Here is a 25,283-nt window from a genome sequence, read left to right as displayed (position 1 = left end):
GGGACGGTACTTCGGTACCGTCCCACTGTCGTTTGCGCAGAGACCGGTGCCGGGATCCGGACAGATAGGCGAGGTAGGGTGCCAGAGTGAGTTCGGGGGTCAGACGCGCAAAGTGGCGCGTGGCGGTGATGGCGATGGCGGCCTCGACGGCGGTCGTCGCCGGTTGCACCGCGAATCCACCGCCGCCGATCGAGAGCACGGATTCGCCGAAGACCACCCAGGCCAAGCCGGGGAAGAACACCGTCGTGGTGGCGATCGACGACATCGGCATCGGTTTCAATCCGCATCTGCGCTCGGATCAGTCGCCCGCGACGAACGCGGTGAGCTCGATGGTGCTGCCGAGCCCGTTCCGGCCGGTGGCGGCGCAGGCGCATCCGACCGTGGCCGCTTGGGTGCCCGACGCGTCGCTCATCGAATCGGCGGATGTGACGGCGCAGGAGCCGTTCACCATCACCTACACGCTGCGCAATCAGGCCAACTGGTCCGACGGCGCCCCGATCGCGGCCGAGGACTTCCGGTTCCTGTGGCAGCAGATGACCACCCAGCCCGGCGTGGTCGATCCGGCGGGCTACCGGCTGATCTCGGACGTGGCGTCCTCCGGTGGCGGCAAGACGGTCACCGTGACGTTGACCCAGCCGTATCCGGCCTGGCGCGAACTGTTCTCGAACCTGCTGCCCTCGCACCTGGTGAAGGACTCGCCGGGCGGGTTCACCAGCGGCCTGGTCGACCGGATTCCGGTGTCGGGCGGCAATTTCACGATCAAGTCGGTCGACCGCGGTCGTGACGAGATCCTGCTCGAGCGCAACGACCGCTTCTGGGGTACCCCGGCCGCGCCGGACCAGATCCTGTTCCGCCGCGGCGGAACTCCCTCGCAGCTGGCCGAGTCGCTGCGCACCGGTGACGCGCAGATGGCGCTGGTGCACGGCGGGGTGGCGACCCAGGCGCAGCTCGCGGCGATCCCCTCGGTGCGAACCACGATCATGCCGCAGGCCCGTGAACTGCAACTGGCGCTCAACGGCCGCTCCGGCGACCTGACCGACGTGCGGGTGCGCAAGGCGGTACTCGCCCTGCTCGACCCGGCACTGCTGGCCACCGTCGGCGCGCAGACCGGCGGCTGGGTGGAACCCGCACGCGCACAGGTACTTCCGCCGTCGAGCCCGGGCTACACCCCGACCGCGCCGCCGCGGCTGAGCACCGACGAGGCGTTCGCGCTGCTGGCCGAGGCCGGTTACGGGCGCGCGCCGGAGACACCGCAGACCGGTTCGCCGACCTCGCCCGCGCCGCGGCCGCGCTCGGTCGCCCGCAACGGCAAGGGGCTCTCGGTGCGGATCGGCGCCGTCATCGAGGACGCGCAGACACTGGCCGTCGCGAATACCGCCGCCGACCAATTGCGCAGTGCCGGTATCGAAGCCACGGTCCGCGGCCTGCCCGCCGACGAGCTGTACGGCAAGGAACTCACCGAATCGGGGATCGACGCGATCGTGGGCTGGGAGCTGGCAGGCGACGATCCGGCGACCGTGCTGGCCTCGCGCTACGGCTGCCCGCCGGTGGAGGTGGCAGGCGCCGACAGCAAGGCGCTGGCCGCTGCCGAGGCATACCGCAAGGCGCCGAGCAATATCGGCGGCGTGTGCGATCCGGGTCTGCAACCCTCGATCGACGAGGCGCTGCGCGGTATCGACGTGCCGCGCATTCTGGCCGAGGCCGAACCCCGGCTGTGGGAACTGTGGACCGTGCTGCCGATCGTGCAGGACAATGTCGTCGCCGCGGCGGGCCCGCGGGTGGACGGTGTGTCGCTGTCCGGGGCGATCCAGGTCGGCATCTTCGGCGATACGGCGCAATGGCGGAGGCTCCCGTGACCCGATCCCAGCGTGGGACCGGCGGTCTGCTGCTGGTGCACGCCCACCCCGACGACGAAACCCTCACCACCGGTGGCACGATCGCGCACTACCGTCGCCGCGGCGTCCCGGTCACCGTGGTGACCTGCACGCTCGGCGAGGAGGGCGAGGTCATCGGCGAGCGGTGGGCGGGCTTGATCGCCGGCGCGGCCGACCAGCTCGGCGGGTACCGCATCGCCGAACTCACCGCCGCGCTGGCCGCGCTGGACGCCGGCGACCCGTGGTTCCTCGGCGGCGCGGGCCGGTGGCGCGATTCCGGCATGGCGGGCACGCCGTCGGCCGCGCATCCGCGGGCCTTCGTGAACTCCGGCGATGCCGCGGTCGACGCGCTCGTCGCGGTGCTACTGGAACTGCGCCCGCGCGTGGTGGTCACCTACGACCCGCGCGGCGGCTACGGCCACCCCGACCACATCCGCGCCCACGAGATCACCACCGCTGCGATTTCCGTGGCCGCCGAGCAGGGCTGGGACGTCCCCAAGTTCTACTGGACGGTCACCGACGGCGACCTGCTGCGCCAGCACACCGCCGCCCTCGCCCGCCGCACCGTCGACGAGCTGCCCGGCGCGCTGCCCGCGGGCTGGCGGTTGCCGATCGAGGCCGAGCTGGCCGCGATGTCGACCAGCGGCATGACCACCGTGGTCGACGTGTCCGACGCGGTCTCGGCCAAGCGGGCGGCGATGCGCGCCCACGCCACCCAGGTCACCGTCGCGCCCAGTGGCCGGGAGTTCGCCCTGTCCAACAACATCGCCCTGCCGGTCCTGCCGGAGGAACACTTCACCCTGGTGCGCGGCACCCGTGGCCAGGTCGGGGCGGACGGTTTCGAGCACGATCTGTTCGCCGGTCTCGAGTGAATAGACTCGCCGCCATGGTGACCGACTCCGATCAGCCCGCAGGCACGCCCACCGCCGTGCTGCGGTCCGTGCGCCTGCCCGCCCGACTCGACCCGGTGCTCTCGGGTCTGATCGTCGTCCTGCTGCTCGTCGACGCGCTGATCACCCTGGCGCTGGAGGTGCTGTTCCTGCCGCTCTACGTCGGCACCCTCGCGTTTCCGGTGGCGGCGCTGCTGGCGGCGCCGATCAACGTGGCCCTGGTCTACGGCATGGAATCGGTGACCGACCGGCTCGGCTTCACTTTCGCCCCGATCGTGGTGTGGGTCTTCGGATTCCTCGTGGCCTCCTCGCGGGGCCCCGGCGGCGACGTGCTGCTCGGCAGCGACGGACGCACCCTGCTCCTGCTCGCCTGCGGTGTGCTCGCGCCGCTCGCCTACCTCTACTACCGCGCCAACTTCGGCCTGTTCCGGTCGAGCTGAGGTCAGCCGCGCCGGGTTTCGGCGCCGTCCAGGATCAGATCGATGGCCTGGGAGAACCTGCTGACCACCCCCGCCGCCGCTTCGGCCACGACCTGCGGACGCTGGTCGACGTAGCGCCGGTGCAGGCGCGGGTACTGCGTCGACGCCGCGGCGCTGGCGGCCATCACCTGGTCGACCCACTGCTGGGTGGGCAGCCCGCTGCGGGCGACGGTCATCACCATGGCCGCTTCGTTGGCGCAGGAGCCGACGATGAACTGGAAGACCGTGTTGGTGGTGACGTCGACGACCTCGTCGTCGAAACCGCCCGCCTCCACGATGGCGAGCATCGAGTCGGTCAGCCGCATCATGTTGGGGCCCAGGTAGGTCAGGGCCGCGTTGCTGAGCACGATCGTGATCCACGGGTGTGCCAGCAGGGTCGCGCGCAGGGCGTCGGCCTGCGCGTGCATCGGCGCGCGCCACTGCTGTGGGTCGGGCCGGGGGACCTTGACCTCGCCGATGACCTGGTCGACGACCAGTTCCAGTAGTTCGTCCTTGTTCGCGACGTGGGTGTAGAGCGAGGTCGCGCCCGCGCCGAGCCGCGCGCCGAGCTTGCGCATGCTCAGCGCGTCGAAGCCCTCGGCGTCGAGCAGGTTGATCGCCTCGGCCACGATCTGGTCCCGGCTGAGCGCGGGCTGGTCGCGTCGTTCGCGCGCCGGCCTGGTCCAGACCGATGCGATCTCGCTCGAGTTCGTACTGCCCGCGGCCATCGCTTGCCTCCTCCGGTGGGTGAATCCGTGCACTGTACGGACATCGTACAACGTTCCTATTGCGAACATCGTGCGGTGCACCATACGGTGTTCGAACATGGCTGCACGATGCGCGATCGCCTAGGTGATAGTCAGGGTGCATCAATCTGTGTCGGACCCTTCTGTGATAGTGGTGGCCGTGGAACGTCGTGATCGGTTGACAGGCAGTGGGGTTCGAGGACCTCGACGCGTCGTCGGCTGTGTGTCACGGGCGCTCATGGGGCCCGGCGGCGCGATGGTGAACGTCTGGTGAGGGGTTGATGGCCAGGTTCGAGATCCCGTCAGGATGGGTGGTGCAGGCCTACCGGTTCGCACTTGACCCGACCCCTACCCAGCATCGGGCGTTGGTATCACACTCCGGTGCCGCACGGTTCGCCCACAATCACATGCTCGCCTTGGTGAAAGCGGTTATGGATCAGCGGGCAGCCGAGCGTAGTTACGGCATCGGCGTCGATGAGCTAACCCCGTCGTTGGGATGGTCGCTGCCCGCGCTCCGCAAAACCTGGAACATCCGCAAGCGCGCAATCGCGCCGTGGTGGGGTGAGAATTCGAAAGAGGCCTACAACACCGGCTTGGATGCACTAGCGCGTGGTCTGGACAACTGGTCGAAGTCCCGCACGGGTGAACGCGCAGGCACATCGATGGGATTTCCGAGGTTCAAAACTGTCCGGTCGCGGCGGTCGGTCCGGTTCACCACCGGGATCATCCGGGTCGAACCCGATCGCCACCATGTGACCTTGCCCCGGCTGGGGAGGATCCGCACCCACGAGTCCACCCGCAAACTTGCCCGCAGGATCACCGCAGGGACCGGCCGAGTCCTGTCAGCTACGGTGTCACAAGACTCGGCGGGGCGTTGGCATTGCTCGTTGCAGACTCTCGTGCACGCCAAAACCCGGCGAGCGCACGCACCACGCTCGCTGGTTCCTGTGGTGGGCGTCGATGTCGGAGTGAAGGATCTGCTCGTGGTCGCCGCCGCGGACGGGACCGAGCTCGAACGTATCCCGGCCCCGAAACCACTCACCCGGGCGCAAGCCCGGTTGCGGGTATTGCAGCGCGCCGCGGCCCGCCGACACGGCCCCTACGATCCGGTTGCCCGCAGCAGGCGGCAGCCGTCGAAGCGCTGGCGCGCAACCCAGGCCAAGATCGGAAAAACCCATGCCCGCGCGACGAATGTACGCCGGGATGTTTTGCACAAGAACACCACTCGCCTCGCCGAGCAGTATCGGGTGATCGCGGTGGAAACGCTGAACGCCTCGGGTATGCGATCCGCCGGAGGGGCTCACAAGCGTGGACTCAACCGCGCCCTCGGCGATGCCGCCCTCGCTCAGGTCCGGACGATGCTGACCTACAAGACTCGTTGGTACGATTCCACATTGGTGGAGGCCGACCGGTATTTTCCTTCCTCGAAGACGTGCTCGGCGTGTGGTGGGCGAAAGCCAACCCTGACACTCGCCGAACGCACCTACCAGTGTGACCATTGTGATGTCGTGATCGATCGTGACCGCAATGCCGCGATCAACCTCGCCCGACTCGGCGAAACCCATACTGTGGGTGAACAGGGTCCCGCCGGCAGTGGGTCGGTGGCAGGACGTGGAGCCATCTGTGAGACCGAGCCCGTGCGAGCGGGTGCGGCAGGAGGCTGTGAAGCGTCTACCCCGCGCGGCCCTTCCGGGGTTGGTCAGCCGGGGACCGTCGTCTCGCAAGGGACGGCTGCCTGATGGGGAATCTGCATTTTACCCATCGCGTGGCAACGGTTCGGTGTTCGTGATGACTAACTTGTGTGCCGATCGCGGTGGCCGCCATCGTGGCTGCCCAGGTCCTGATGCCGGTCCGCTCACGGCGAGGCGACCGTCGACGAATCGGATTTCGGGTGCTGCCACGGCCACTGCCCGGTCAGTTCGAGCTGCAGCGAATAGCTGAGGAAGGTTCGCACCAGCACGATCAGCGCCAGCACGCCGACGCTGGTGAAACTCGGCGAGATGGCGACCGATCGGATGATGTCGGCGGCGACCAGGAATTCCAGCCCGAGCAGAATGGCCCGGCCGAGTCCGCGGCGGTAGCTGCGATAGGCGTGGTCGAAGTCCTCGCGACCGGCCACCTCCCGGGCGAAGCGAATCGTGCCGATCAGTCCGCCGAGGACGATCGCGGCGACGCCCGCAGCGTCGAGCACCTTCCCCGCGGTCTCGATGACCTCGGTGAACTCCACGAACCACCTCCGTCCGCATCACGGCACCCCTGGTCGGAAGGCTACGCCGCGGGCGGCAGCGGCTGCCGACAGACACTCGGTGTGGCCTGCGATCAGCGCTTGCCCCGCAGTCCGGGCGTGACGGCATCGATCAGCGCGACGGCCTGGTCGATGGGGATGTCGACCACCAGATAGGCCTTCTTGCCCGCCGCGGTGGCGGCGACCACGGTGGCCAGGCCGGCCCGGCGCTGCCAGTAGGTCCGGCGGATGGTCCAGCCGATGATGCCGGGCGCCTCCAGGCAGTCGCGATTGCGGTCGAGGCTGCCGCGGCGGGTGATCAGCCAGGTGGGGCCGGTGCTGCCGGGCAGGACGCGGTGTCCGAGGCTGCGGTAGCGATCCTCGGCGAGCGCGGCCATGACGACGGCGAACACGACGGGCACCGACCAGATCCAGGTGGGCACCGGACCGGTGGTCACGGCCAGGATGATCAGCACGGCGACCAGACCGCCGACCGGCCACGCGGCCTTCGTGTAGCGGCGACGACGGGCAGCTGGGCCGTGCTGGATCAGGTCGATCGTTCCCAGGGCGGCGCCGGTGATCGGTTGCGGCGCATCGAGATTCGAATGCTTCGTCAGGAATGTCGGCTCGGCGGAGTGCGCTGGCTCGGACAGCGCCGTCGATTCGCCGCCGGTTCGCGATGCGGGCTGCTCCGCCTGCTCGCCGCCGCTCTGCCCGGCGGGCTTGCGGCGGGTGCGGAGCAGTTCGTCGAGGGTGCGTTCGACGGCGGTGCGCGGCGCCTGGGGCAGGATCTTCTGCCGCGGATTCTCGCCGGTCATGATCATTTCCAGCTGGGCGGCCATGGCGGCGCGCAGCAGCAGGGGATCGTTGAGCGTCGCGCCGCGGAAGCGGGCCAGGTCGAGGGTGATCTGGCGGGTGGTGAACAGGCCGTGGCGCAGGTGCAGGGTGGCGCCGTTGTCGAGCACCCGCAGACCGAACCAGGTGGCCAGGTACTGCGCGCACGCGGCGGCACTCACCAGTGCCAGCGACAGCAACGTCAGTCCCGTGATGACGATCGCGACCATCGGCGCGCTGTCCTCGTCGATGTGCTGTACCGCAGCCGATCTCGACAGCACGTCGATGAGCCCGTACTGGGCGCCCAGGCCCGCGATCGGCAGAACCACCGCGAGACCGGTCAGCGAGAGCGGCGCGTAGCGGACCCACGCCGCCTGCCAGTGCCCGATCTCGATGCCCGCCTCGGCAGGTGAGACATGGTGTGCCACACCGGAATCGGGCAGCGCGGGAACCTGTTGGCCGGTGTGCGCGAGCAATTCGGCGCGCAGCGCGGGGATGCGGCCGATGTCGAGCGCGTCGAGCTTGAACTCCTCGCCCTTGTCGGTCTGCTTCCCGGTGCCGATGGCCAGCACCGCCAGGCCCAGGACCCGGTGCAGCAGATCGGCTTCGACGTCCACCGACCGGATCCGCGGCCGCGGCACCGACAGGGTGCGCCGCTGCACGATCCCGCTGCGCAACTGCACGTGATCGGCATCGATGCGATAGGCGGTGGTGAACCAGCGGGCGATGCCGTACGCGGCGACCAGCGTCACCGGGATCAGGGTCCACAGCGGGTTGCCGCTGGTGGTGCCGACGATGACCGAGCCGAGCAGCACCGGAATGTATTTCATGATCTCGGTGACCGGGTACACCAGCAGCATGCGCGGGTCGAGCCGCTGCCAGTCGGTGAGCTGCGTGGCGGACTCGGTCACGTCGCGTCTCCGCGGTGCTGGGCGGCGATGGCGGCCAGCCGGGCCACGGTCTGCTCGGCGACCGGCAGATCGAGCGCGCTGATCTTCACCGCGCCCGCCGAGGACGCGGTGGTGACGGTGACGGTGGCCAGCCCCAGCATCCGTTCCAGCGGCCCGCGCTCGGTGTCGACGGTCTGCACCCGCGAGATCGGCGCGACCCGCGACTCCTGATCCAGCCACCCGACCCGGGTGTACACGGCCTCGTCGGTGACCTCCCACCGATGTACCGCGTACCGCCACAGCGGCACCACGACCACGCCGAGCACCGCGAGCACGGCGAGCGTCACTCCGGCTGCCACCTGCCACCCGCGCCGGTCCGCGTCGAGCAGCACCCACACCGCGAGCGCCACGCACAGGATCCCGATCGTGATCGCGTTCTCCAGCGCCCACAGCAGCTTGGCCTTGGAACTCGGACGCCAGGCCGGTTCGGCCAGAATGGTGGAGCGCGGCAGCGACATGGTGCCATGGTTTCATGCGGAAGCGGTGAGATCACCCCCTCGGGAATATGTGCGGTCGTGCGGAGGGTTGTCGTCCGACGAGGACGACCACCGCGTGCCCGCAGCGGGCCCGTGACCAGCCGACCGCACGTTCGGGAAAGAAGTAGCGCATGATCGACGGGGTGACCGAGCTTCCGAACCCGAGTGTTCCCCTACCGCCGCCGAGTCCTGCCGCGATGCGCCGGGCGCTGCGCCGGGCACGCGACGGTGTCACTCTGAATGTCGACGAGGCCACCGTCCTGCTGCACGCCACCGGCGACGATCTCGCCGACCTGTGCGCGAGCGCGGCCCGGGTCCGTGACGCCGGCCTGGAATCGGCGGGCCGCCCCCGCACGATCAGCTACTCGCGCAATGTGTTCATCCCGCTGACCAAGCTGTGCCGGGACAAGTGCCACTACTGCACGTTCGTCACCGTGCCGGGCAAGCTGCGCGCCGAGGGCCACGGCATGTTCCTCGAGCCCGACGAGGTGCTCGAGATCGCCAGGCAGGGCGCGGCGCTGGGCTGCAAGGAAGCCCTGTTCACCCTCGGTGACCGGCCGGAGGACCGCTGGCCCGAGGCCGCGCAGTGGCTCGACGAACGCGGCTACGACTCGACCCTGGACTACCTGCGCGCCGTCTCCATCCTGGTGCTCGAGGAGACCGGCCTGCTGCCGCATCTGAACCCCGGCGTCATGAGCTGGGCCGAGATCGCCCGGCTCAAGCCGGTCGCACAGTCGATGGGCATGATGCTCGAGACCACCTCGACACGGCTGTTCACCGAGAAGGGGCAGTGCCACTACGGCAGCCCCGACAAGGACCCGGCGGTGCGGCTGCGCTCGATCACCGACGCGGGCAGGCTCTCGGTGCCCTACACCACCGGCATCCTGGTCGGCATCGGCGAGACGCTCACCGAGCGCGCCGAGTCGATCATGGCGATCCGCAAGCAGCACCGCGAGTTCGGGCACATCCAGGAAGTGATCGTGCAGAACTTCCGCGCCAAGGACGACACCGCCATGCGCGATGCCCCCGACGCCGATGTCGCCGAGTTCCTGGCGACCGTCGCGGTGACGAGACTGCTTCTCGGACCGGATGTTCCGGTGCAGGCGCCGCCGAACCTGGTCTCGCACAGCGATTGCCGCGCCCTGATCGACGCGGGCATCGACGACTGGGGTGGTGTCTCGCCGGTGACGGTCGACCACGTGAACCCCGAGCGCCCGTGGCCGAACCTGGACACCCTGCGCGAGATCACCGAATCGGCCGGATTCACCCTGGTCGAGCGCACCTCCGCGCATCCGAAGTACGTGCGGGCCGGGCACCCGTGGATCGATCCGCGCATCGGCGCGCACGTCGCCGCGCTCACCGATCCGGCGACCGGCCTGGCCAGGCCCGACGCGCTGCCGGTCGGCCTGCCCTGGCAGGAACCCGACGAATCGTGGGACTCGGCGGGCCGCGTCGACCTCAACACCGCCATCGACACCGAGGGCCGTAATACCGACAGCCGCAGCGATTCCGGGCTCGGCCAGGAGGTCGTCGGCGCGTTCGGCGACTGGGAGACCATCCGCGAACACGCCCGCGACCTGGCGACCACCGCCCCCGCGCGGCTCGATTCCGAGGTGCTCGAGGCCCTGCGCGCCGCCGAGAACGACCCGGCCGGGCTCACCGACGACCAGTACCTGACGCTGGCCACCGCCGAGGGTGCCAACCTGGATGCTGTTGCCGCCCTGGCTGATTCGCTGCGCCGCGAGGTCAACGGTGATGACGTCACCTACGTGGTGAACCGGAACATCAACTTCACCAACATCTGCTACACCGGCTGCCGGTTCTGCGCGTTCGCCCAGCGCAAGGGCGACGCCGACGCCTTCACCCTCAGCACCGGTGAGGTCGCCGACCGCGCCTGGGAGGCACATGTCGACGGCGCCACCGAGATCTGCATGCAGGGCGGCATCGATCCCGAACTGCCGGTCACCGGCTACGCCGATCTGGTCCGCGCGATCAAGGCCCGCGTCCCGTCGATGCACGTGCACGCGTTCAGCCCGATGGAGATCGTCAACGGCGCCTCCCGCGGCGGCCAGAGCATCCACGACTGGCTCTCGGCGCTGAAAGAGGCCGGGCTGGACTCCATCCCGGGCACCGCGGCCGAGATCCTCGACGACGAGGTCCGCTGGGTCCTCACCAAGGGCAAACTGCCCACCTCGGCCTGGATCGAGGTGATCACCACCGCGCATCAGCTGGGCATCCCGTCCAGCTCGACGATGATGTACGGCCACGTCGACAACCCCAAGCACTGGGTGGGCCATCTGCGTGTCCTGCGCGGCATCCAGGACGAGACCGGCGGCTTCACCGAGTTCGTCCCGCTGCCGTTCGTCCACCAGAGCGCCCCGCTCTACCTGGCGGGCGCGGCCCGCCCCGGCCCGACCAACCGCGACAACCGCGCGGTGCACGCGCTGGCCCGCATCATGCTGCACGGCCGCATCGACAACATCCAGACCAGCTGGGTCAAACTCGGCACCGTCGGCACCCAGATGATGCTCACCGGCGGCGCCAACGACCTCGGCGGCACCCTCATGGAGGAAACCATCTCCCGCATGGCCGGCTCCCAGCACGGCTCGGCCAAAACGGTAGCCGAGCTCACCGAGATCGCCGCGGGCATCGGGCGGCCGGTGCAGGAGCGGACCACGGTGTACGGAAAGGTGGATCGCACAACGTCGCCGTTGCCGCTATCGGTGGGCTGACAGGGTTGCATCGAGATCGCCCGGTTCGACGCCGAGATGGGTGGTGAGATCGCGCCGTTCGCGGCGGTGTTGTTGCGGACCGAATCCGCGTCGTCGTCGGAGATCGAGCAGCTCACCACCTCGGCCAAGGCCATTGCGCTCGCCGAACTCGGCGACACAAGCAAGCGAAACGCCGCGCGGTGCACGCGCTGGACCTGAGTTCAGGATTCGAGCCGGGCCCGAACACTGCTGAGCCGCTCGCGGAGTTCCTGCTCCTCGATGATGCCCCTGGCCACCAGGGAATGTGCCAGGGCGACGAGCTGGTTTTCGGGGTAGGGCAGGCTGGGGTAGATGGTCACCGACAGCGAATCCTCTTCGTCGCGCCGGTCCTGGAAGTTCGGGATCGCGGCGGCGCATGTCGCGTGATCGATGGCGTCGCAGATGCCGTCGAGACTGGTTTTCCATGGTGGCACGGGATTGCTGACACCGTATTTGGCGGCCATCCTCGGCCATACTTGATCGCGTTCGACGATTGCCCGCAGTAGGGCGATCTCTCGTGCCGTATTCATTGTTGCACCGGATGGACGGCCGCCCGGGTCGCGGTGATCACGTTAGTGGTAACGCCCGGCTTGGGAAGCGCGACGCCGATCAAACAATCGCGGGTGATGATTTCCGCGAGCTGGTCCTGGTTCCAGCCGTCGGTACCGGCGGGGCGCATCGGCATCACCATGAACCGGTGCTTCTGATTCGAGTCCTGCACATTCACCGCGACGCCGTCGGGAAGGGTGAGCCCGAACTCTGAGAGCACCTGACGTGGCCAGCGCACCATGCGCCGCCGATAGTTCGGTGTGCGATACCACTCGGGCGAATTCCCGAGGATCGGGCGCGGGTAGCACGAACACAATGCGCACACGATCACATTGTGCAGGGTGGGAGTGTCTTCGAGGATGGAGAACGCAGTGAAGTCGCTCGGTGTGCCGAACCCGGTCGGCTCGAGCCAATCCACTCCCACTTCTTTGCTCGCGGTCATCGGTTCGGCGAGTGCGAGCGCCTTGAAGTCGGGGTCGAGCCACGACCGGGCCACGAGATGGACCGCGGGAGTCGGGCCGATCTGTTCGGCGAATTCGGTGAACCGCCGGTGCTCCTCGGCCGTGAAGATTCCCTTCTCGATGCACAGTTCGCGTAGCGCGATCTCCAGCACTTCGAAATCGGTGATCTCGTCAACCATCGGTGCAACCGTGCGTTCGTGATCGTGATCATGATCGTGGCCGGTCAATGGAACCCTTTCTGGTCAAGGGCGGGCCTAGGTGGCCGGCTGGAGCCAGCGTTCGGGAATCTCGGTGCGCAAAACATCGGTGGTAGTGCCGGTATAGCCGTGCCATAGCTGGGAGAGGTTGAACTCGACGACGTAGAACCACTCGGGTTTCGCGTCGTGCCGGTCCCACGTTTCGTCCTCGGGGGCGGGACTTTCATACGCGAGCGCCGCGATCTCTCCGACCGCGCCGCGAACATACTCCGGCGTGCGGGTATAGAACAGCGCAGGCAGTTCCCGCACCAGCACGCGATCCCCGACCTTGAACCTCGCCTCGCCTGCCTTGCCCGCGAACACCTGCGGGTCGCCCTTACCGACCGCGTGGATGTGATGGGTGTTGCGCGCGACCTGTGCGCCATCCCCCTGGAACTTCGGCTGCGCCGCCGGCGATTTCCCGGCCAAGCCGCCCTTGTAGCGCTCGGTGACCTCGAGCATTCGTTCGCTCAGTTCGGTCAGGCCGATGTGCTGCTTCTCGGCGAGGACGCGTGCGACAGCGAGCAGCCATCTGCCGTAATACGGAAGACCCAGGTACATCGCGCGCCCGAGGTCGACATTGCCGATCCTGCGCCGCTCCTCGGACAGCCAGATCCCACGCCAGGCGAGCACTTCGCAGATCACATAGGTGTTGTGCTCCCATATCTCGTACTGCTTGTTCTCATACGTGATCGGCGCGTCGGGCTCTCCGCCCACATCGTGGTCGGTCTTCAGATAGGCCCACAGCCGGTCGTGGTCGAGGAGATCTGGCGTCGGCGCATTCGGTAGCTCGGGATACGAGGATTTGAGGCGGGCCACCAGATCGAGCGCCGCGGCACGCTCTTCCGCTGTACTCATTGCGGCTCCGTTCGTCGCGCGGCCTCCGTGATCGGTAGGGAGTTCCGCTGAGGCGAGTGAGCAACGATCTATTGAACGAATCTAAGCCTCGATGCTGCGGACGTAAAGCGCGACACCGTCTCGTCTGTCAGGTATCGGTCGGAGGTCAGGCCGGTGCCTTACTCCGCACCATCACCGCGTGGCTATCCGGTGGGCCGCAGGGGTGGCCCGGTGTACGGGGGTGGCTGTGTGGGTGGCGGCCAAGCAGCCCGGGCAGGTGCTGACGGGATGGGGTTCTGGTACGGCAGGAGTGGGATGGGGCGCCTCAGGTCGACCAGGGTCGCCGTGCGAATTGTGCGGGTGCCCTTGGTGATCGGCGCGGGGCCGAGGTCGGGAGCGGTGAGTGTAGCTGTCACGGTGCAGTCGCCAGGGCCGAGAGCTACCACCGCGGCGGCCTTGATCGTTGCCACGAGTGGCTTCAGCAGAAGCGTGACGCGGATGACGAGTCGGATCTCGCCGACCCGGTTCTCGTCGACGGTGATCTCGAGGCAGGGATGCCAGGTGTAGTCGACGGCGTGTTCGGCCAGGTCGACTCGTTCCGTCCCGCCTGCCGTGGTGCGCATCGCCACAGCCTGCAGTCGGTCGTAGCGCCGCCAGCCTTCGACCAGCACCCGGCCGAGGTCCAGGTCGAGTAGCTCGGCCACCGTCGCCGCCAACTCACGCAAGACCGCCGACCGAAGGATCGCGGAGACAACCGACGCCCGGCGCAGCGCCAGGTTCTCCGCGCCGTGTTCGTGCAGTCGTGCGGCCACTACCGATGTGGCGGCTGCCTGGTCGGCGCCGTTGAACAGCACCGAGTTCGCTGTGTACATCCTTGGGCCCGTCATCGGGTCACCTCCTCGATCTGGCACCGCGGCTCACCGGGGACGATCCGGATGCGGACAGTAGGAGCGCGGTCGAATTCGTGCACGGCGATCGACGGGGTGGCGTCGCCGCCTACACCTACCCGCACACGAGGCGCATGCGGCTCACGGTGCCGCTCGCGGTGGGGTCTCTGTCGCCGGAGCAGGAGTGTGGAGACGGCCACCGCCAGCAGGAAACCGCCGATACCCAGCGCGTCACCGAGGTGGTTGTCGGCAGGTTGCTGCTTCCCCGTCGGCTCGACCCGATCGGTGGCCGCGGGCCTTCCTGTCGAGGGGGCCGTGGGGGTGGCCCCGAGGGGCGGAGTGGTGGGCTCCGCGGTCAGGGGCGCGCTGATCGTGAGAAACGCCGTCTTGGTGGCGGAGGGGGAGTCCACGCAAGAGACCACGACGGCATGCTGTCCGACTGCGACCGATGTCGCCACAGCGATGGGATCCTGGAACGATCCGCCACCGACCTCGGCCGACGACGATCCGGTCCAGTCCGGCGAGACCTGGACCTGGGAGCACGGCCAGGAGCTACCGACCATGGTGACGGTCGAGCCGAGTTCGGTGGTGTCCGGAACTACGACTAGTTCGACGGATCCCGGCGCGGGTGGGTCGGTTGTCGTGGTCGGTGGGTCGGTTGTAGTGCCAGGTGGGTCGGTCGTGCCGGGTGGGTCGGTTGTCGTGCCGGGTGGGTCGGTTGTCGTGCCAGGTGGGTCGGTTGTGGTTGGCGGCGTGGTCGGTGGGTCGGTTGTGGTTGGCGGCGACGTCGTCCCCCAACCCGACGACGTCTCGCTGCCTCCCGAATCCGGGAATTCCGGATCGGCGGAAGCGGGAGCGACGACCCATGCCGGAGCGAGCGTCGTAGACATGATGGATGCACTCGGCACGGGTACCGTCAACAGCAGCCCCGCCGCTCCCGCGACGAGGAACTGTCGCGTATCGCGGTTCATGGGGCACCTCGCTGAACGTCGATCCAGGTGATCAGTTCCTGCGAAGACCATGTTTGCGCTCGTCACGGCAGTTCGGCGTGAGTAGTCCACCACCTGTTTCCCCAGTCGCCAGCCCGCCGCGCGGTTAGGGCAGGCTGACCTGGGCCTGGGCGGAGGATGCAGGATAGGGTTGCGAGGGCGGAGTACCACCGCAGGTGAGGACAGACTAGGAGAACGGCAGTGCCGTACATCATCGCTGAACCGTGCGTTGACGTGAAGGACAAGGCGTGCATCGAGGAATGCCCCGTGGATTGCATCTACGAGGGTGGTCGCATGCTGTACATCCAGCCCGACGAGTGCGTTGACTGTGGTGCGTGTGAGCCGGTCTGCCCGGTGGAGGCGATCTTCTACGAGGACGACACCCCGGACCAGTGGAGCGGCTACATCAACGCCAACGTCGACTTCTTCGACGAACTGGGTTCGCCCGGCGGCGCGACCAAGGTGGGGGTAGTCGATTTCGACCCGCCCTTCATCAAGGCGCTGCCCCCCATGGCAGAAGAATGAGGGTCAGCAGTCTGCTGCCCGATTTTCCCTGGGACACGATCGCCGCGGTCAAGGAGAAAGCGGCGGCGCATCCCGGTGGGCTCGTCGACCTGTCCGTCGGCACCCCGGTCGACCCGGTCGATCCGCTGATCCAGGTGGCATTGAACTCGGTCGCGGGGGTGCCCGGATACCCGACCACGCACGGCACCCCTGAACTGCGCGCCGCCGCCGTCGCGGCGCTGGCCCGCCGGTTCGGTGTCACCGGTGTCGACGAGTCGGCCGTGCTGCCGGTGATCGGCACCAAGGAGCTGATCGCGGGGCTGCCGCGCCTGCTCGGGCTGGGCGCCGACGATCTGGTGGTGATCCCCGAGATCGCCTACCCGACCTACGAGGTCGGCGCGCTGCTGGCGGGTTCGAAGCCGTGGCGCGCGGACGGTCTCACCCAGATCGGCCCGCAGAACCCGGCGCTGATCTTCGTGAACTCGCCGTCGAACCCGACCGGCAAGGTGCTCGGCGTCGAGCACCTGCGCAAGGTGGTCGCGTTCGCCCGCGAACGCGGTGCGATCGTCGCCTCCGACGAGTGCTACCTGGGCCTGACCTGGGAGGGCGAGGCTCTCTCGATCCTCGACCCGCGCGTGTGCGACGGCGACCACACCGGTCTGCTGGCGATCCACTCACTGTCGAAGACCTCGAATCTCGCCAGCTACCGCGCCGGATTCGTCGCGGGCGACCCGGAACTGGTCGCCGAACTGCTCGAGGTGCGCAAGCACTCCGGCATGATGCTGCCGTTCCCGATCCAGGCCGCGATGACCGCCGCGCTGAGCGACGACGAGCACGAGGCGAAGCAGCGCGAACGGTACCGCGCGCGCCGGGAGATCCTGCGAAAGGCTTTGCAGCAGGCCGGTTTCCGGATCGACTTCTCCGATGCCGGCCTCTACCTGTGGGCCACCCGCCGCGAACCGTGCCGGGTCACCCTCGACTGGCTCGCCGAGCGTGGAATCCTCGCCGCCCCCGGCGATTTCTACGGTCCGCGCTCACCGGAACACGTGCGGATCGCCCTCACCGCGACCGACGAACGCGTCGCCGCGGCGGCCGAACGCCTGGCCTGAACCACCGCTTCCGCAAACCCCGGGCACCGTCGTGCCCGGGGTTTCGTTTGTTCGAAACGCGCGTGTTTCAGTGAAAGTCTCGGTATAACAGGTTCTCATTGCAGTCTCGATGAGGAGCCGCTCTGTGCGTGAATTCTTGTATGAAAAGCCAGGTCTGAACCGATACACCGGCGGAGTTTCGCGCCGCCGGTTCCTAGCTGCAACAGGTTTCACACTGGGTGCGGCAGCGCTGGGCAGCCGGGCGATCGCTGCCGCCGCTCCCGCGGCCGACGGCGACAAGGTGCCCGCCCTGGTGATCGGCAGCGGGTACGGCGGCTCGGTCGCCGCGCTGCGCCTGGCGCAGGCCGGGATCGACGTGCTGGTCGCCGAGATGGGCATGTCCTGGACCAAGCCGGGGCCCGACGGCGACATCTTCTGTCCGGTACTGAAACCCGACGGCCGGTCCTACTGGCTGCGCGAGACCACCGATCAGCCGGTCGGCTACTTCCTGGGTGGTTCGTACAACAAGGACATCGACCGCTACACCGGTGTGCTCGACTCCGAGGGTTTCGGCGGTATCCGCGTCTACCAGGGGCGCGGCGTCGGCGGCGGATCGCTCGTCAACGGAGGCATGGCGGTCACGCCGAAGCGGGAGAACTTCGCCGCGATCCTGCCCTCGGTGAACGCCGACGAGATGTATGCCACCTACTACCCGCGCGCCAACAGCGCGCTCGGGGTCAACACCATCGACAAGAACTGGTTCGAGTCGGCGGAGTGCTACCAGTTCGCGCGGGTGGGCCGCAAGCATGCCGAAAGATCCGGTTTCGGCTGGACTTTCGTGCCCAATGTCTACGACTTCGAGTACATGAAGAAGGAGCAGGCGAACACGGTGCGCCGGTCCGCGCTGGCCGGTGAGGTGATCTACGGCAACAACGCGGGCAAGCGCTCGCTGGACAAGACCTACCTGGCGGCGGCCACCGGCACCGGCAAGGTGACGATCGCGGCGCAGCACATGGTCACCTCGGTCACACCCAGCGGCAGCGGCTACGAGGTGGAGATGGCCCAGATCGACACCCAGGGCCGCACCACCGCCACCAAAAAGGTTGTCGCGGACCGGGTCTTCTTCGCCGCGGGCAGCATCGGCACCAGCAAGCTGCTCGTCGCCATGAAAGCCAAAGGCCAGCTGCGCAATCTGTCCGACGCGGTCGGCCAGAAGTGGGGCAACAACGGCAATGTCATGGTCGGTCGCGCCAACCACATGTGGGACGCCACCGGCAGCCTGCAGTCGGCCATGCCGTGCCTCGGCATCGACAACTGGGCCGACGCCGGTGGCCCGGCGTTCGCCGAGGTCGCGCCGTTCCCCTCCGGCATCGAGACGTATGTGAGCCTGTACCTGGCGATTACGAAGAACCCGAACCGGGGCAAGTTCACCTTCAACTCCGGCACCGGCAAGGTGGATCTGAACTGGCAGACCGCCTGGAACCAGTCGTCGATCGACGCGGCCAAGCGGATCTTCGACAAGATCAACAAGAAGGAAGGCACGATCTACCGGACCGATCTGTTCGGCGTCTACAAGACCTGGGGTGACGACTTCACCTACCACCCGCTCGGCGGCTGCGTGATCGACGAGGCCACCGACAACTACGGTCGCCTGCACGGCTACCAGGGGCTCTACGTCATCGACGGCGCGCTGATTCCCGGCAACACCAGCGTGAATCCGTTCGTCACCATCACCGCGCTGGCAGAACGCAATATCGAGCGGATCATCGCCGACGATCTGGGCTGATCTCGCACTCCGGCTGCCGGATCGGCTAGGGTCCGGCAGTCGGAGCAGTATGGGATCGAAAGGCTCGTCACGGATGCACGGGGTGGAATTCGGCGCGGGCACGGTGTTCGCCGGGTATCGGATCGAACGGTTGCTCGGCCGGGGTGGGATGGGCACCGTCTACCTGGCGGCGCATCCGCGGCTGCCGCGCCAGGTGGCGCTGAAACTGCTGAATCGCGAACTGTATTCGGACCCGGAGGTGCGCGGGCGGTTCGAACGCGAGGCCGATGTGTCGGCGCATCTCGATCATCCCGGCATCGTGTCGGTCCTCGATCGTGGCGTCGAGGACGGGCTGATGTGGATCTCCATGCAGTACGTCGACGGGACCGACGCGTCGGTGTTTCGCGGCACGCCACTGGATCCCGCCCGCGCGGTCGACATCGTCGCCCAGACCGCCGAGGCGCTGGACTACGCCCACGAACGCGGCGTCCTGCACCGGGATGTGAAGCCCGCCAACATCTTGCTGGCTGCCGCCCGCACCGGCGACCGCGTCCTGCTCACCGACTTCGGCATCGCCCGCCTGCGCGGCGACGCCCGCCAGCTGACCCGCACCGGCGCCTTCCTCGCCACCCTCGCCTACGCCTCCCCGGAACAACTCTCCGGTGCTCCGGTCGACCACCGCTCCGACCAGTACTCCCTCGGCTGCACGCTGTTCACCCTGCTCACCGGTGAAAGTCCGTTCCCCGCAGACAATCCCGGTGCGGTGGTCGCGGCGCATTTGAGCAAGCCGGTGCCGCGCGTGACCGCAGCGGTTCCCGCGCTGCCGCCCGGCATCGACGCGGTGATCGCCCGCGCCCTGGCAAAAGATCCGGCCGAAAGATTCGGCAGCTGTGCGGAGTTCACGGAGGCGGCCATCGGCGCGGTGGCGCCTGCCCCGCACCGGCTCACGCCGAACGCGCAGATGCCGGACTCATCGGCACCGGGTGTGCAAGGACCGAACGCGCAGGGATTGAACGCGCCGGTGTCGAACAGGGCGCGACCGAATGCGCAGGCGTCGAACGTATCTGTGCCGCATGCACAGGTGCCGCAGGGGCGATCTCCGCACGGATCTGTGCCGCAGTGGCCTGTGGCACAGTCGGATTCGAGTCCGACAATGGCAACGCTTGTCGCGTCCCCGAATTCGGCACCCCACCTGCCGCCGGCTGGTGGACCAGCCTGGAATGGGCACGCCGACAGCTCGCCGCAGAGCGGCTACCGCCCGCACTGGGGCGCGACCCCTCCGCCGCGCAAGGCGGTGTCGTCGCGCTGGCGGGCGCTGGCGGTGACCCTGCTCGTACTCGCCATGGTCGCGGGCGTCGGCATCGTCGGTGTCGGCGCGATCTACTGGAAGTTCGTACGGCCGACCCGGGTGCCGCCCGCCCCGACCTGGGGTGCGCACGAGTCGGTCGCGTCGGGCTTCACCGACCTGATCCCGCTGCGGCCCAACGGTCGCGGCTGGCGCGACGCCACCTGCTCCGCGACACCCTCGCTGGTGGTCCTGCCCGGCGACCCGGCGCCGCTGCGCCAGATCACCTGCACCGACGCCACCGGCGTACTGGCCTGGTACACCGAGTACCCGACCGCCGCCGACGCCGAGGCCTACCTCGCCCGCCACACCACCGAGGACACCATCCGCCAGCTGCACCACACCAGCCTGGCGGCCTACCGCCCCCGCGACCCCGCCGCGCCGTTCACCCTGGCCGCCAGGGAACGCGGCAACGTGTTCAGCGCCAACTCGGTGGTCGAGGTGTCCTGGCCCGGCCACACCTTCGAGGAGACCCGCGACGACTGGTGGCAGCAGGCACCCTTCTGACGGGCCACGCGCCGACCGACACACTGATCCGGGCGATCATGACGCAACGGCGATAGCCTCGGGGTATGGACGCTGTCACGGTGGTTCCGGTGCCCGCGAACGAGCCCGCGCAGTCGTACGCGCCGGGGACGGCGGGGCGGGAGCGGCTGCGGGCGCGGTTGGGGGAGATCGCGGGGGAGTGTGTGGATGTGCCGCTGGTGATCGGCGGGCAGAAGCGCAGCGGGGAGGGGGAGCGGCACGGGATCGTGGCGCCGCATCGGCGGTCGCTGGTGCTCGGCACCTATGCCGATGCCACGCACGAGGAGGCCAGTGACGCGATCGAGGCGGCCATCGCGGCGGGGCCGCAGTGGCGGGAGATGTCCTTCGACGCGCGGGCCGCGGTCTTCCTGCGGGCCGCCGATCTGATGGCGGGGCCGTGGCGGGAGACCGTGGCCGCGGCGACCATGCTCGGGCAGTCGAAGTCGGCGGTGCAGGCCGAGATCGACGCGCCGTGCGAGCTGGTCGACTTCTGGCGGTTCAATGTCGCCTACGGTCGGCAGCTGCTCGAGTGGCAGCCGCAGTCGAGTCCCGGTGTCTGGAACCGGATGGACCACCGGCCGCTGGAGGGTTTCGTCTACGCGATCACCCCGTTCAACTTCAGCGCCATCGCGGGCAATCTGCCCACCGCGCCCGCGCTGATGGGCAATACCGTGATCTGGAAGCCGTCGTCCACGCAGACCCTCGCGGCGTGGGTCACCATGCAGATCCTGCTGGCCGCGGGACTGCCGCCCGGCGTGATCAACCTGATCACCGGCCACGGCCGGAATCTCTCCGAGGTCGCGCTGGCCGATTCACGCCTGGCCGGGATCCACTTCACCGGTTCGACCAAGACCTTCCAGCACCTCTGGCACCAGGTCGGCGCGAATATCGGTGGCTACCAGGCCTATCCGCGAATGGTCGGCGAGACCGGCGGTAAGGATTTCATCCTCGCGCATCCCTCGGCGGACCCGGATGCCTTGTCCACCGCCATGATTCGCGGCGCCTTCGAATATCAAGGCCAGAAGTGCTCGGCCGCTTCCCGCGCCTATGTGCCGCGGTCGCTGTGGCGGACGATGGGCGAGCCGTTCCTGGCCGCGGTCGAGGAGATCAGCTACGGCGATGTCGCCGATCTCGCGAATTTCGGTGGGGCGGTGATCGATCAGCGCGCCTACGACAAGGGGGTCACCGCCATCGAGCGGGCCAGGGACGCCGGCATCACGATCGCGGCGGGTGGCACCTACGACGACAGCATCGGCTGGTTCGTCCGCCCGACGGTCCTGATCGCCGACGACCCGCGCGACGAGGCCTTCAGCACCGAGTACTTCGCGCCCATCCTGCCGGTGTACGTCTACGACGACGACGCACCCGACGCCTTCGATGTCATTCTCGCCGAGGTGGATTCGACGTCACCGTACGCGCTCACCGGCGCCGTCTTCGCCCAGGACCGCGCGGTGATCGAGAAGGCGAGCGCCGCACTGCGTTTCGCGGCGGGCAATTTCTACATCAACGACAAGCCAACGGGCGCGGTGGTCGGTCAGCAGCCCTTCGGCGGCGCCAGGTCCTCCGGCACCGACGACAAGGCGGGATCCCCGCTGAACCTGCTGCGCTGGGTCGCCCCGCGCGTGATCAAGGAGACCTTCGTGCCGCCGACCGGCCACCGCTACCCGCACATGGGCTAGTGCGGGCCGACCACCAGGCGCACGATCAGCGCGGGCAGCGCGTCGAGCACATCCGCGGACTGGTCGGCCGGGGTGCCGTAGGTGTGCGCGGCCACCGAGAAGCCGGTCCCGAAGGACGCGGACGCGACCTCGGGGGCGCCCACATCCGACCAGCCCCACTTGCTGCCCTGCACGCCGGGCAGCTGGGCGGTGCCCCAGTTCTGGGGTGTGCCGTCGGCGGCGGTATTGCTGGCGCCCGCCATCCACTCGAAGATCGGCGAGCCGGGGTCGGTGCGCTGCTTGGCGACCAGGAAGTCGGTGATGTCGGCGGTGCTGGTGCTGGACCGGCCCCAGTCGGCGGTGCCGTGGGTCTGGCGCAATCCGTATTCGCCCGCGGTCGCCTCGATGGCCTGCGGATACTTGGCTGCCAGCTGGGTGGCGGCGCCGTCGTCGGAGTCGCGGATCATCCGTTCCGACAGCGCGCGGTCCTCCGGTGAGCCGTCGCCGTAGCGCAGTGCGTAGTCGACGATGTAGAGCTTGGACATCGACAGCGCCGAGCGCGACTCGTGCTCATTGGCTGTGCCCCAGGCGAATCCGCCGGGTGTCCGCAGCGAGATGGCGGTTCGCGACGGCACCGTGGTCGGGTCCTCGTCGGCGTGGGCAGCGGGCGCGGCGATCGCGAGGCCGACGGCGACCGCCGCCACGCACCATGTCAGTGTTCGAATACTCACGAGCGTCCTCCGGTTCTGCGCGACGGCGATCTGGTCGTCGGGAATGAAACCCGAAAGTCGCAGGTCAGCGGGGGAGGCGCGCGGGAGCGCCGATCAGATCAGCGGCTTGCCCCTGCGATTGCGCCGGCGCATGTCGGCCAGGGTCGCGTTGAACGGGAAGATACGGATCACCCGCGGCATCCGGCCCCACACCACGCCGCCCGCGCGCATCAGCTGGTTCAGCCTGCGCTCGTCGCGCTCGGTCCAGTGGAGACCGAGCTCGTCGCGGATGTGCTGGGGGAGCAGGCCGGTGGTGAACCAGCGGTGGAACCGGGCGAACGGCAGCCGCAACGGCGGGCTGACCATCTTCAGGTCGAGCAGGTCGTCGAAGTAGGCCTTGATGGTGGGGTCGACGCTGGTCAGCGGCAGATGCGCGGCCCAGTAGGCGTCGAACGCGGCGCGGTCGGCGGGCCACATCTCCCTGGGCACCTGCAGGGTGGTGCCGAGGTAGTGGGCGTATTCGTAGAAGGCGTCGGCGATCTCGTCGTCGATGGGTCCGTAGACGCGACCCATCACGTCGACCGAGCCCCAGTACAGGCAGGCGGCCACCCACAGCTGCAGGTTCTTGTCGAAGGCGTTGTACTTCACCGGGCTCGTGGCGGTGGAGTGGACGTGCTTGTGCGCGCCGTTGATCGCGGTGCGGTAGGCGGCGCGATCGGCGTCGGTGCCCATCAGCGCCACCGACAGATAGGTGAGGGTGGTGCGTGTTCGCTTCACCGGATGCCGCATGATGCTGCCGCTGTGTACTCGCGATTCCGCGACGCCGTAGCCGACGGGTGCCAGACTGAGCTGCATGATCACATTGGCGGTCGCGCCCCAGAAAGCCGCCGAGCCGTCGACGTAGTCCCGGATGTCGAATTCCGCCGGTTCGGTCCGACCCGAACGTGCGCGAGCAAGGATGGTCATCGTTGACCCCTTCATCGGTGAGAGAACTATATGGAGAATGTCTCATCATGTCGTCGGGGAGTCAACGGACGGCGGCGCGTAGCACCGAAACATCGTCGCGTTAGCGTGGACGGATGCCCTACGGTCCGCCGCTGCTGCTCGCCTCGCTGAATCCGAACGCCATCGCCGCCGGGGCCGACATTCCCGACGCCGTCACCATCGATGATGCCACTCTGTCGCGCTCCGATCTGCTGGGTGCGGCGACCTCGGTGGCCGAGCGCATCGCCCGCGCCGACCGGGTCGCGGTGCTGGCCGAACCGACCGTGCGCACGGTGCTCGCGGTGATCGGTTGCCTGATCGCCGGGGTGACCGTGGTGCCGGTGCCGCCGGACTCCGGCGCGGCCGAGCGCGAGCACATCCTGCGTGATTCCGGTGCGCAGGCCTGGCTCGGCGCGGCGCCGGAGGGGACCGAACTGCCGGTGGTGCCGGTGCGCCTGCACGCCCGCTCCTGGCACACCTATCCAGAACCGGATCCCGCGTCGACGGCCTTCATCCTCTACACCTCGGGCACCACCGGGGCGCCCAAGGGCGTGATGCTGAGCCGCGGAGCGATCGCCGCCGGGCTCGACGCCCTCGCCGAGGCGTGGGACTGGACCTGGAAAGACACTCTGGTGCACGGACTTCCGCTGTTCCATGTGCACGGGCTGATCCTCGGCCTGCTCGGACCGCTGCGGGTCGGTAGCCCGGTGATCCACACCGGCAAACCGACGCCGGAGGCCTATGCGGCGGCGGGCGGCAGCTTGTACTTCGGGGTGCCGACGGTGTGGTCGCGGATCGTCGAACAGCCAGAGCTGGCACGGCAATTGGGCAAGGCGCGGCTGCTGGTGTCGGGCAGCGCGCCGCTGCCGGTGCCGGTGTTCGAGAAGCTGGCCGAGCTCACCGGGCAGGCGCCGGTGGAGCGCTACGGCATGAGCGAAACCATGATCACGCTGTCGACCCGCGCCGACGGCGAGCGCAGGCCCGGCTGGGTCGGCACCCCGGTCGGCGGAGTGGAGACCCGGCTGCGCGACGAGTCCGGCGCGCCGGTCCCGCACGACGGGGAGAGCATCGGCGCCCTGCAGGTGCGCGGACCCATGCTGTTCGACGGGTATCTCAACCGCCCCGACGCCACCGCGGCGGACTGGACCGAGGACGGCTGGTTCCGCACCGGCGACGTGGCCGTCATCGGCGCCGACGGCTTCCACCGCATCGTCGGGCGCGAGTCCATCGACCTCATCAAATCCGGTGGCTATCGCATCGGCGCGGGCGAGATCGAGACCGCCCTGCTCGGCCATCCCGCGGTGGCCGAGGTCGCCGTGGTCGGCCTGCCCGACGACGACCTCGGCCAGCGCATTGTCGCCTTCGTCGTGCCGCGCGGTGGCGGTTCCGCCGAGCTCGGCGCCGAGCTGATCGCCCATGTGGGCGCGCAGGTCTCGGCGCACAAGCGGCCGCGCGAGGTTCGCTTCGTCGACACGCTGCCCCGCAACGCCATGGGCAAGGTGCAGAAGAAGCTACTGGGCTGACGCGCGCGTCACCGGGTCCG

General features: G+C 68.6%; 22 protein-coding genes and 1 pseudogene. 12 read left to right on the top strand and 11 right to left on the bottom strand.

Annotated elements, in window-relative coordinates; translation table 11 throughout:
* Positions 1-134: 134 nt before the first annotated feature.
* From ACFVAV_RS00790 to ACFVAV_RS00780, 3 genes are read left to right on the top strand one after another with little or no spacing between them, the layout of a single operon-like run.
* Positions 135-1,856 carry an ABC transporter family substrate-binding protein gene (locus tag ACFVAV_RS00790; RefSeq protein WP_379028143.1) on the top strand — a complete coding sequence of 574 codons (1,722 nt, stop codon included), beginning with the start codon at positions 135-137 and terminating at the stop codon, positions 1,854-1,856.
* Complete coding sequence (gene mshB / locus ACFVAV_RS00785) at positions 1,838-2,746, top strand: N-acetyl-1-D-myo-inositol-2-amino-2-deoxy-alpha-D-glucopyranoside deacetylase (RefSeq protein WP_379028141.1); 909 nt, start codon at positions 1,838-1,840, stop codon at positions 2,744-2,746. The genes ACFVAV_RS00790 and mshB overlap by 19 nt, the downstream gene beginning before the upstream one ends.
* Positions 2,747-2,760: 14 nt before the next feature.
* A complete protein-coding gene (locus ACFVAV_RS00780; protein WP_379028139.1) occupies positions 2,761-3,204 on the top strand; it encodes a hypothetical protein in 444 nt (147 codons plus the stop codon).
* Positions 3,205-3,206: 2 nt separating this feature from the next.
* On the opposite strand, the gene ACFVAV_RS00775 is transcribed toward ACFVAV_RS00780, so the two are convergent.
* Positions 3,207-3,950: a TetR/AcrR family transcriptional regulator gene (locus tag ACFVAV_RS00775; protein WP_379028137.1), complete on the bottom strand. Its 744-nt coding sequence runs from the start codon at positions 3,948-3,950 to the stop codon at positions 3,207-3,209.
* 299 nt (positions 3,951-4,249) lie between these two features.
* Between ACFVAV_RS00775 and tnpB the strand changes: the two genes are divergently transcribed.
* On the top strand, positions 4,250-5,707 hold the full coding sequence (gene tnpB, locus ACFVAV_RS00770) for an IS607 family element RNA-guided endonuclease TnpB (RefSeq protein WP_379028135.1): 1,458 nt from the start codon (positions 4,250-4,252) through the stop codon (positions 5,705-5,707).
* A 116-nt stretch (positions 5,708-5,823) separates the two neighbouring features.
* Here the strand turns inward: tnpB and ACFVAV_RS00765 are convergent, their stop codons facing one another.
* The 3 genes from ACFVAV_RS00765 to ACFVAV_RS00755 all read right to left on the bottom strand — a co-directional run bounded on the left by ACFVAV_RS00765 (position 5,824) and on the right by ACFVAV_RS00755 (position 8,434).
* The gene (locus ACFVAV_RS00765; RefSeq protein ID WP_379028133.1) at positions 5,824-6,195 is read right to left on the bottom strand and encodes a DUF1622 domain-containing protein; all 372 of its coding nucleotides are present in this window, start codon (positions 6,193-6,195) and stop codon (positions 5,824-5,826) included.
* Between the two features lie 92 nt (positions 6,196-6,287).
* Complete coding sequence (locus ACFVAV_RS00760) at positions 6,288-7,886, bottom strand: PH domain-containing protein (RefSeq protein ID WP_379029868.1); 1,599 nt, start codon at positions 7,884-7,886, stop codon at positions 6,288-6,290.
* A 47-nt stretch (positions 7,887-7,933) separates the two neighbouring features.
* Positions 7,934-8,434 (bottom strand): PH domain-containing protein, encoded by a 501-nt coding sequence (locus ACFVAV_RS00755; RefSeq protein ID WP_379028132.1) that lies wholly within the window; start codon positions 8,432-8,434, stop codon positions 7,934-7,936.
* Positions 8,435-8,583: 149 nt separating this feature from the next.
* Between ACFVAV_RS00755 and ACFVAV_RS00750 the strand changes: the two genes are divergently transcribed.
* Together ACFVAV_RS00750 and ACFVAV_RS00745 are read left to right on the top strand one after the other, a co-directional pair.
* On the top strand, positions 8,584-11,184 hold the full coding sequence (locus tag ACFVAV_RS00750) for a bifunctional FO biosynthesis protein CofGH (RefSeq protein ID WP_379028130.1): 2,601 nt from the start codon (positions 8,584-8,586) through the stop codon (positions 11,182-11,184).
* A gap of 12 nt (positions 11,185-11,196) precedes the next feature.
* Positions 11,197-11,358, top strand: a pseudogene (locus ACFVAV_RS00745) (Fic family protein); the annotation flags it as partial.
* 26 nt (positions 11,359-11,384) lie between these two features.
* Here the strand turns inward: ACFVAV_RS00745 and ACFVAV_RS00740 are convergent.
* The 5 genes from ACFVAV_RS00740 to ACFVAV_RS00720 form a co-directional block, all read right to left on the bottom strand.
* Positions 11,385-11,732 carry a thiocyanate hydrolase gene (locus ACFVAV_RS00740; protein ID WP_379028128.1) on the bottom strand — a complete coding sequence of 116 codons (348 nt, stop codon included), beginning with the start codon at positions 11,730-11,732 and terminating at the stop codon, positions 11,385-11,387.
* The gene (gene scnC, locus ACFVAV_RS00735; protein WP_379028126.1) at positions 11,729-12,391 is read right to left on the bottom strand and encodes a thiocyanate hydrolase subunit gamma; all 663 of its coding nucleotides are present in this window, start codon (positions 12,389-12,391) and stop codon (positions 11,729-11,731) included. The genes ACFVAV_RS00740 and scnC overlap by 4 nt, the downstream gene beginning before the upstream one ends.
* A gap of 75 nt (positions 12,392-12,466) precedes the next feature.
* Positions 12,467-13,306 carry an SH3-like domain-containing protein gene (locus ACFVAV_RS00730; RefSeq protein WP_379028124.1) on the bottom strand — a complete coding sequence of 280 codons (840 nt, stop codon included), beginning with the start codon at positions 13,304-13,306 and terminating at the stop codon, positions 12,467-12,469.
* A gap of 182 nt (positions 13,307-13,488) precedes the next feature.
* Positions 13,489-14,172, bottom strand: coding sequence for a hypothetical protein (locus ACFVAV_RS00725; protein WP_379028122.1), 684 nt, complete (start codon positions 14,170-14,172; stop codon positions 13,489-13,491).
* On the bottom strand, positions 14,169-14,582 hold the full coding sequence (locus ACFVAV_RS00720) for a hypothetical protein (protein WP_379028121.1): 414 nt from the start codon (positions 14,580-14,582) through the stop codon (positions 14,169-14,171). The genes ACFVAV_RS00725 and ACFVAV_RS00720 overlap by 4 nt, the downstream gene beginning before the upstream one ends.
* 780 nt (positions 14,583-15,362) lie before the next feature.
* Here ACFVAV_RS00720 and fdxA point away from each other — a divergent pair.
* The 5 genes from fdxA to pruA all read left to right on the top strand — a co-directional run bounded on the left by fdxA (position 15,363) and on the right by pruA (position 22,067).
* Positions 15,363-15,686 carry a ferredoxin gene (gene fdxA / locus ACFVAV_RS00715; protein ID WP_379028119.1) on the top strand — a complete coding sequence of 108 codons (324 nt, stop codon included), beginning with the start codon at positions 15,363-15,365 and terminating at the stop codon, positions 15,684-15,686.
* On the top strand, positions 15,683-16,774 hold the full coding sequence (gene dapC, locus ACFVAV_RS00710; RefSeq protein WP_379028117.1) for a succinyldiaminopimelate transaminase: 1,092 nt from the start codon (positions 15,683-15,685) through the stop codon (positions 16,772-16,774). Before fdxA ends, dapC begins: the two co-directional genes overlap by 4 nt.
* Positions 16,775-16,898: 124 nt before the next feature.
* Complete coding sequence (locus ACFVAV_RS00705; protein WP_379028115.1) at positions 16,899-18,539, top strand: GMC oxidoreductase; 1,641 nt, start codon at positions 16,899-16,901, stop codon at positions 18,537-18,539.
* Between the two features lie 73 nt (positions 18,540-18,612).
* The gene (locus tag ACFVAV_RS00700) at positions 18,613-20,370 is read left to right on the top strand and encodes a protein kinase (protein WP_379028113.1); all 1,758 of its coding nucleotides are present in this window, start codon (positions 18,613-18,615) and stop codon (positions 20,368-20,370) included.
* Between the two features lie 65 nt (positions 20,371-20,435).
* On the top strand, positions 20,436-22,067 hold the full coding sequence (gene pruA / locus ACFVAV_RS00695; RefSeq protein ID WP_379028111.1) for an L-glutamate gamma-semialdehyde dehydrogenase: 1,632 nt from the start codon (positions 20,436-20,438) through the stop codon (positions 22,065-22,067).
* Here the strand turns inward: pruA and ACFVAV_RS00690 are convergent.
* Positions 22,064-22,777, bottom strand: coding sequence for a hypothetical protein (locus ACFVAV_RS00690; RefSeq protein ID WP_379028109.1), 714 nt, complete (start codon positions 22,775-22,777; stop codon positions 22,064-22,066). The two genes, pruA and ACFVAV_RS00690, sit on opposite strands and share 4 nt — an antisense overlap.
* Positions 22,778-22,870: 93 nt before the next feature.
* Positions 22,871-23,722 (bottom strand): oxygenase MpaB family protein, encoded by an 852-nt coding sequence (locus tag ACFVAV_RS00685; protein WP_379028107.1) that lies wholly within the window; start codon positions 23,720-23,722, stop codon positions 22,871-22,873.
* 113 nt (positions 23,723-23,835) lie between these two features.
* On the opposite strand from ACFVAV_RS00685, the gene ACFVAV_RS00680 reads away from it, so the two are divergent.
* Positions 23,836-25,263, top strand: a complete 1,428-nt coding sequence (locus ACFVAV_RS00680; protein ID WP_379028105.1) for an acyl-CoA synthetase — start codon at positions 23,836-23,838, stop codon at positions 25,261-25,263.
* Positions 25,264-25,283 lie beyond the last annotated feature (20 nt).

This window comes from Nocardia sp. NPDC057663 (assembly GCF_042799895.1).
GTDB lineage: Bacteria > Actinomycetota > Actinomycetes > Mycobacteriales > Mycobacteriaceae > Nocardia.
The sequence above is the reverse complement of the archived record's forward strand: the minus strand, read 5'-3'. Positions and strand labels throughout refer to the sequence as shown.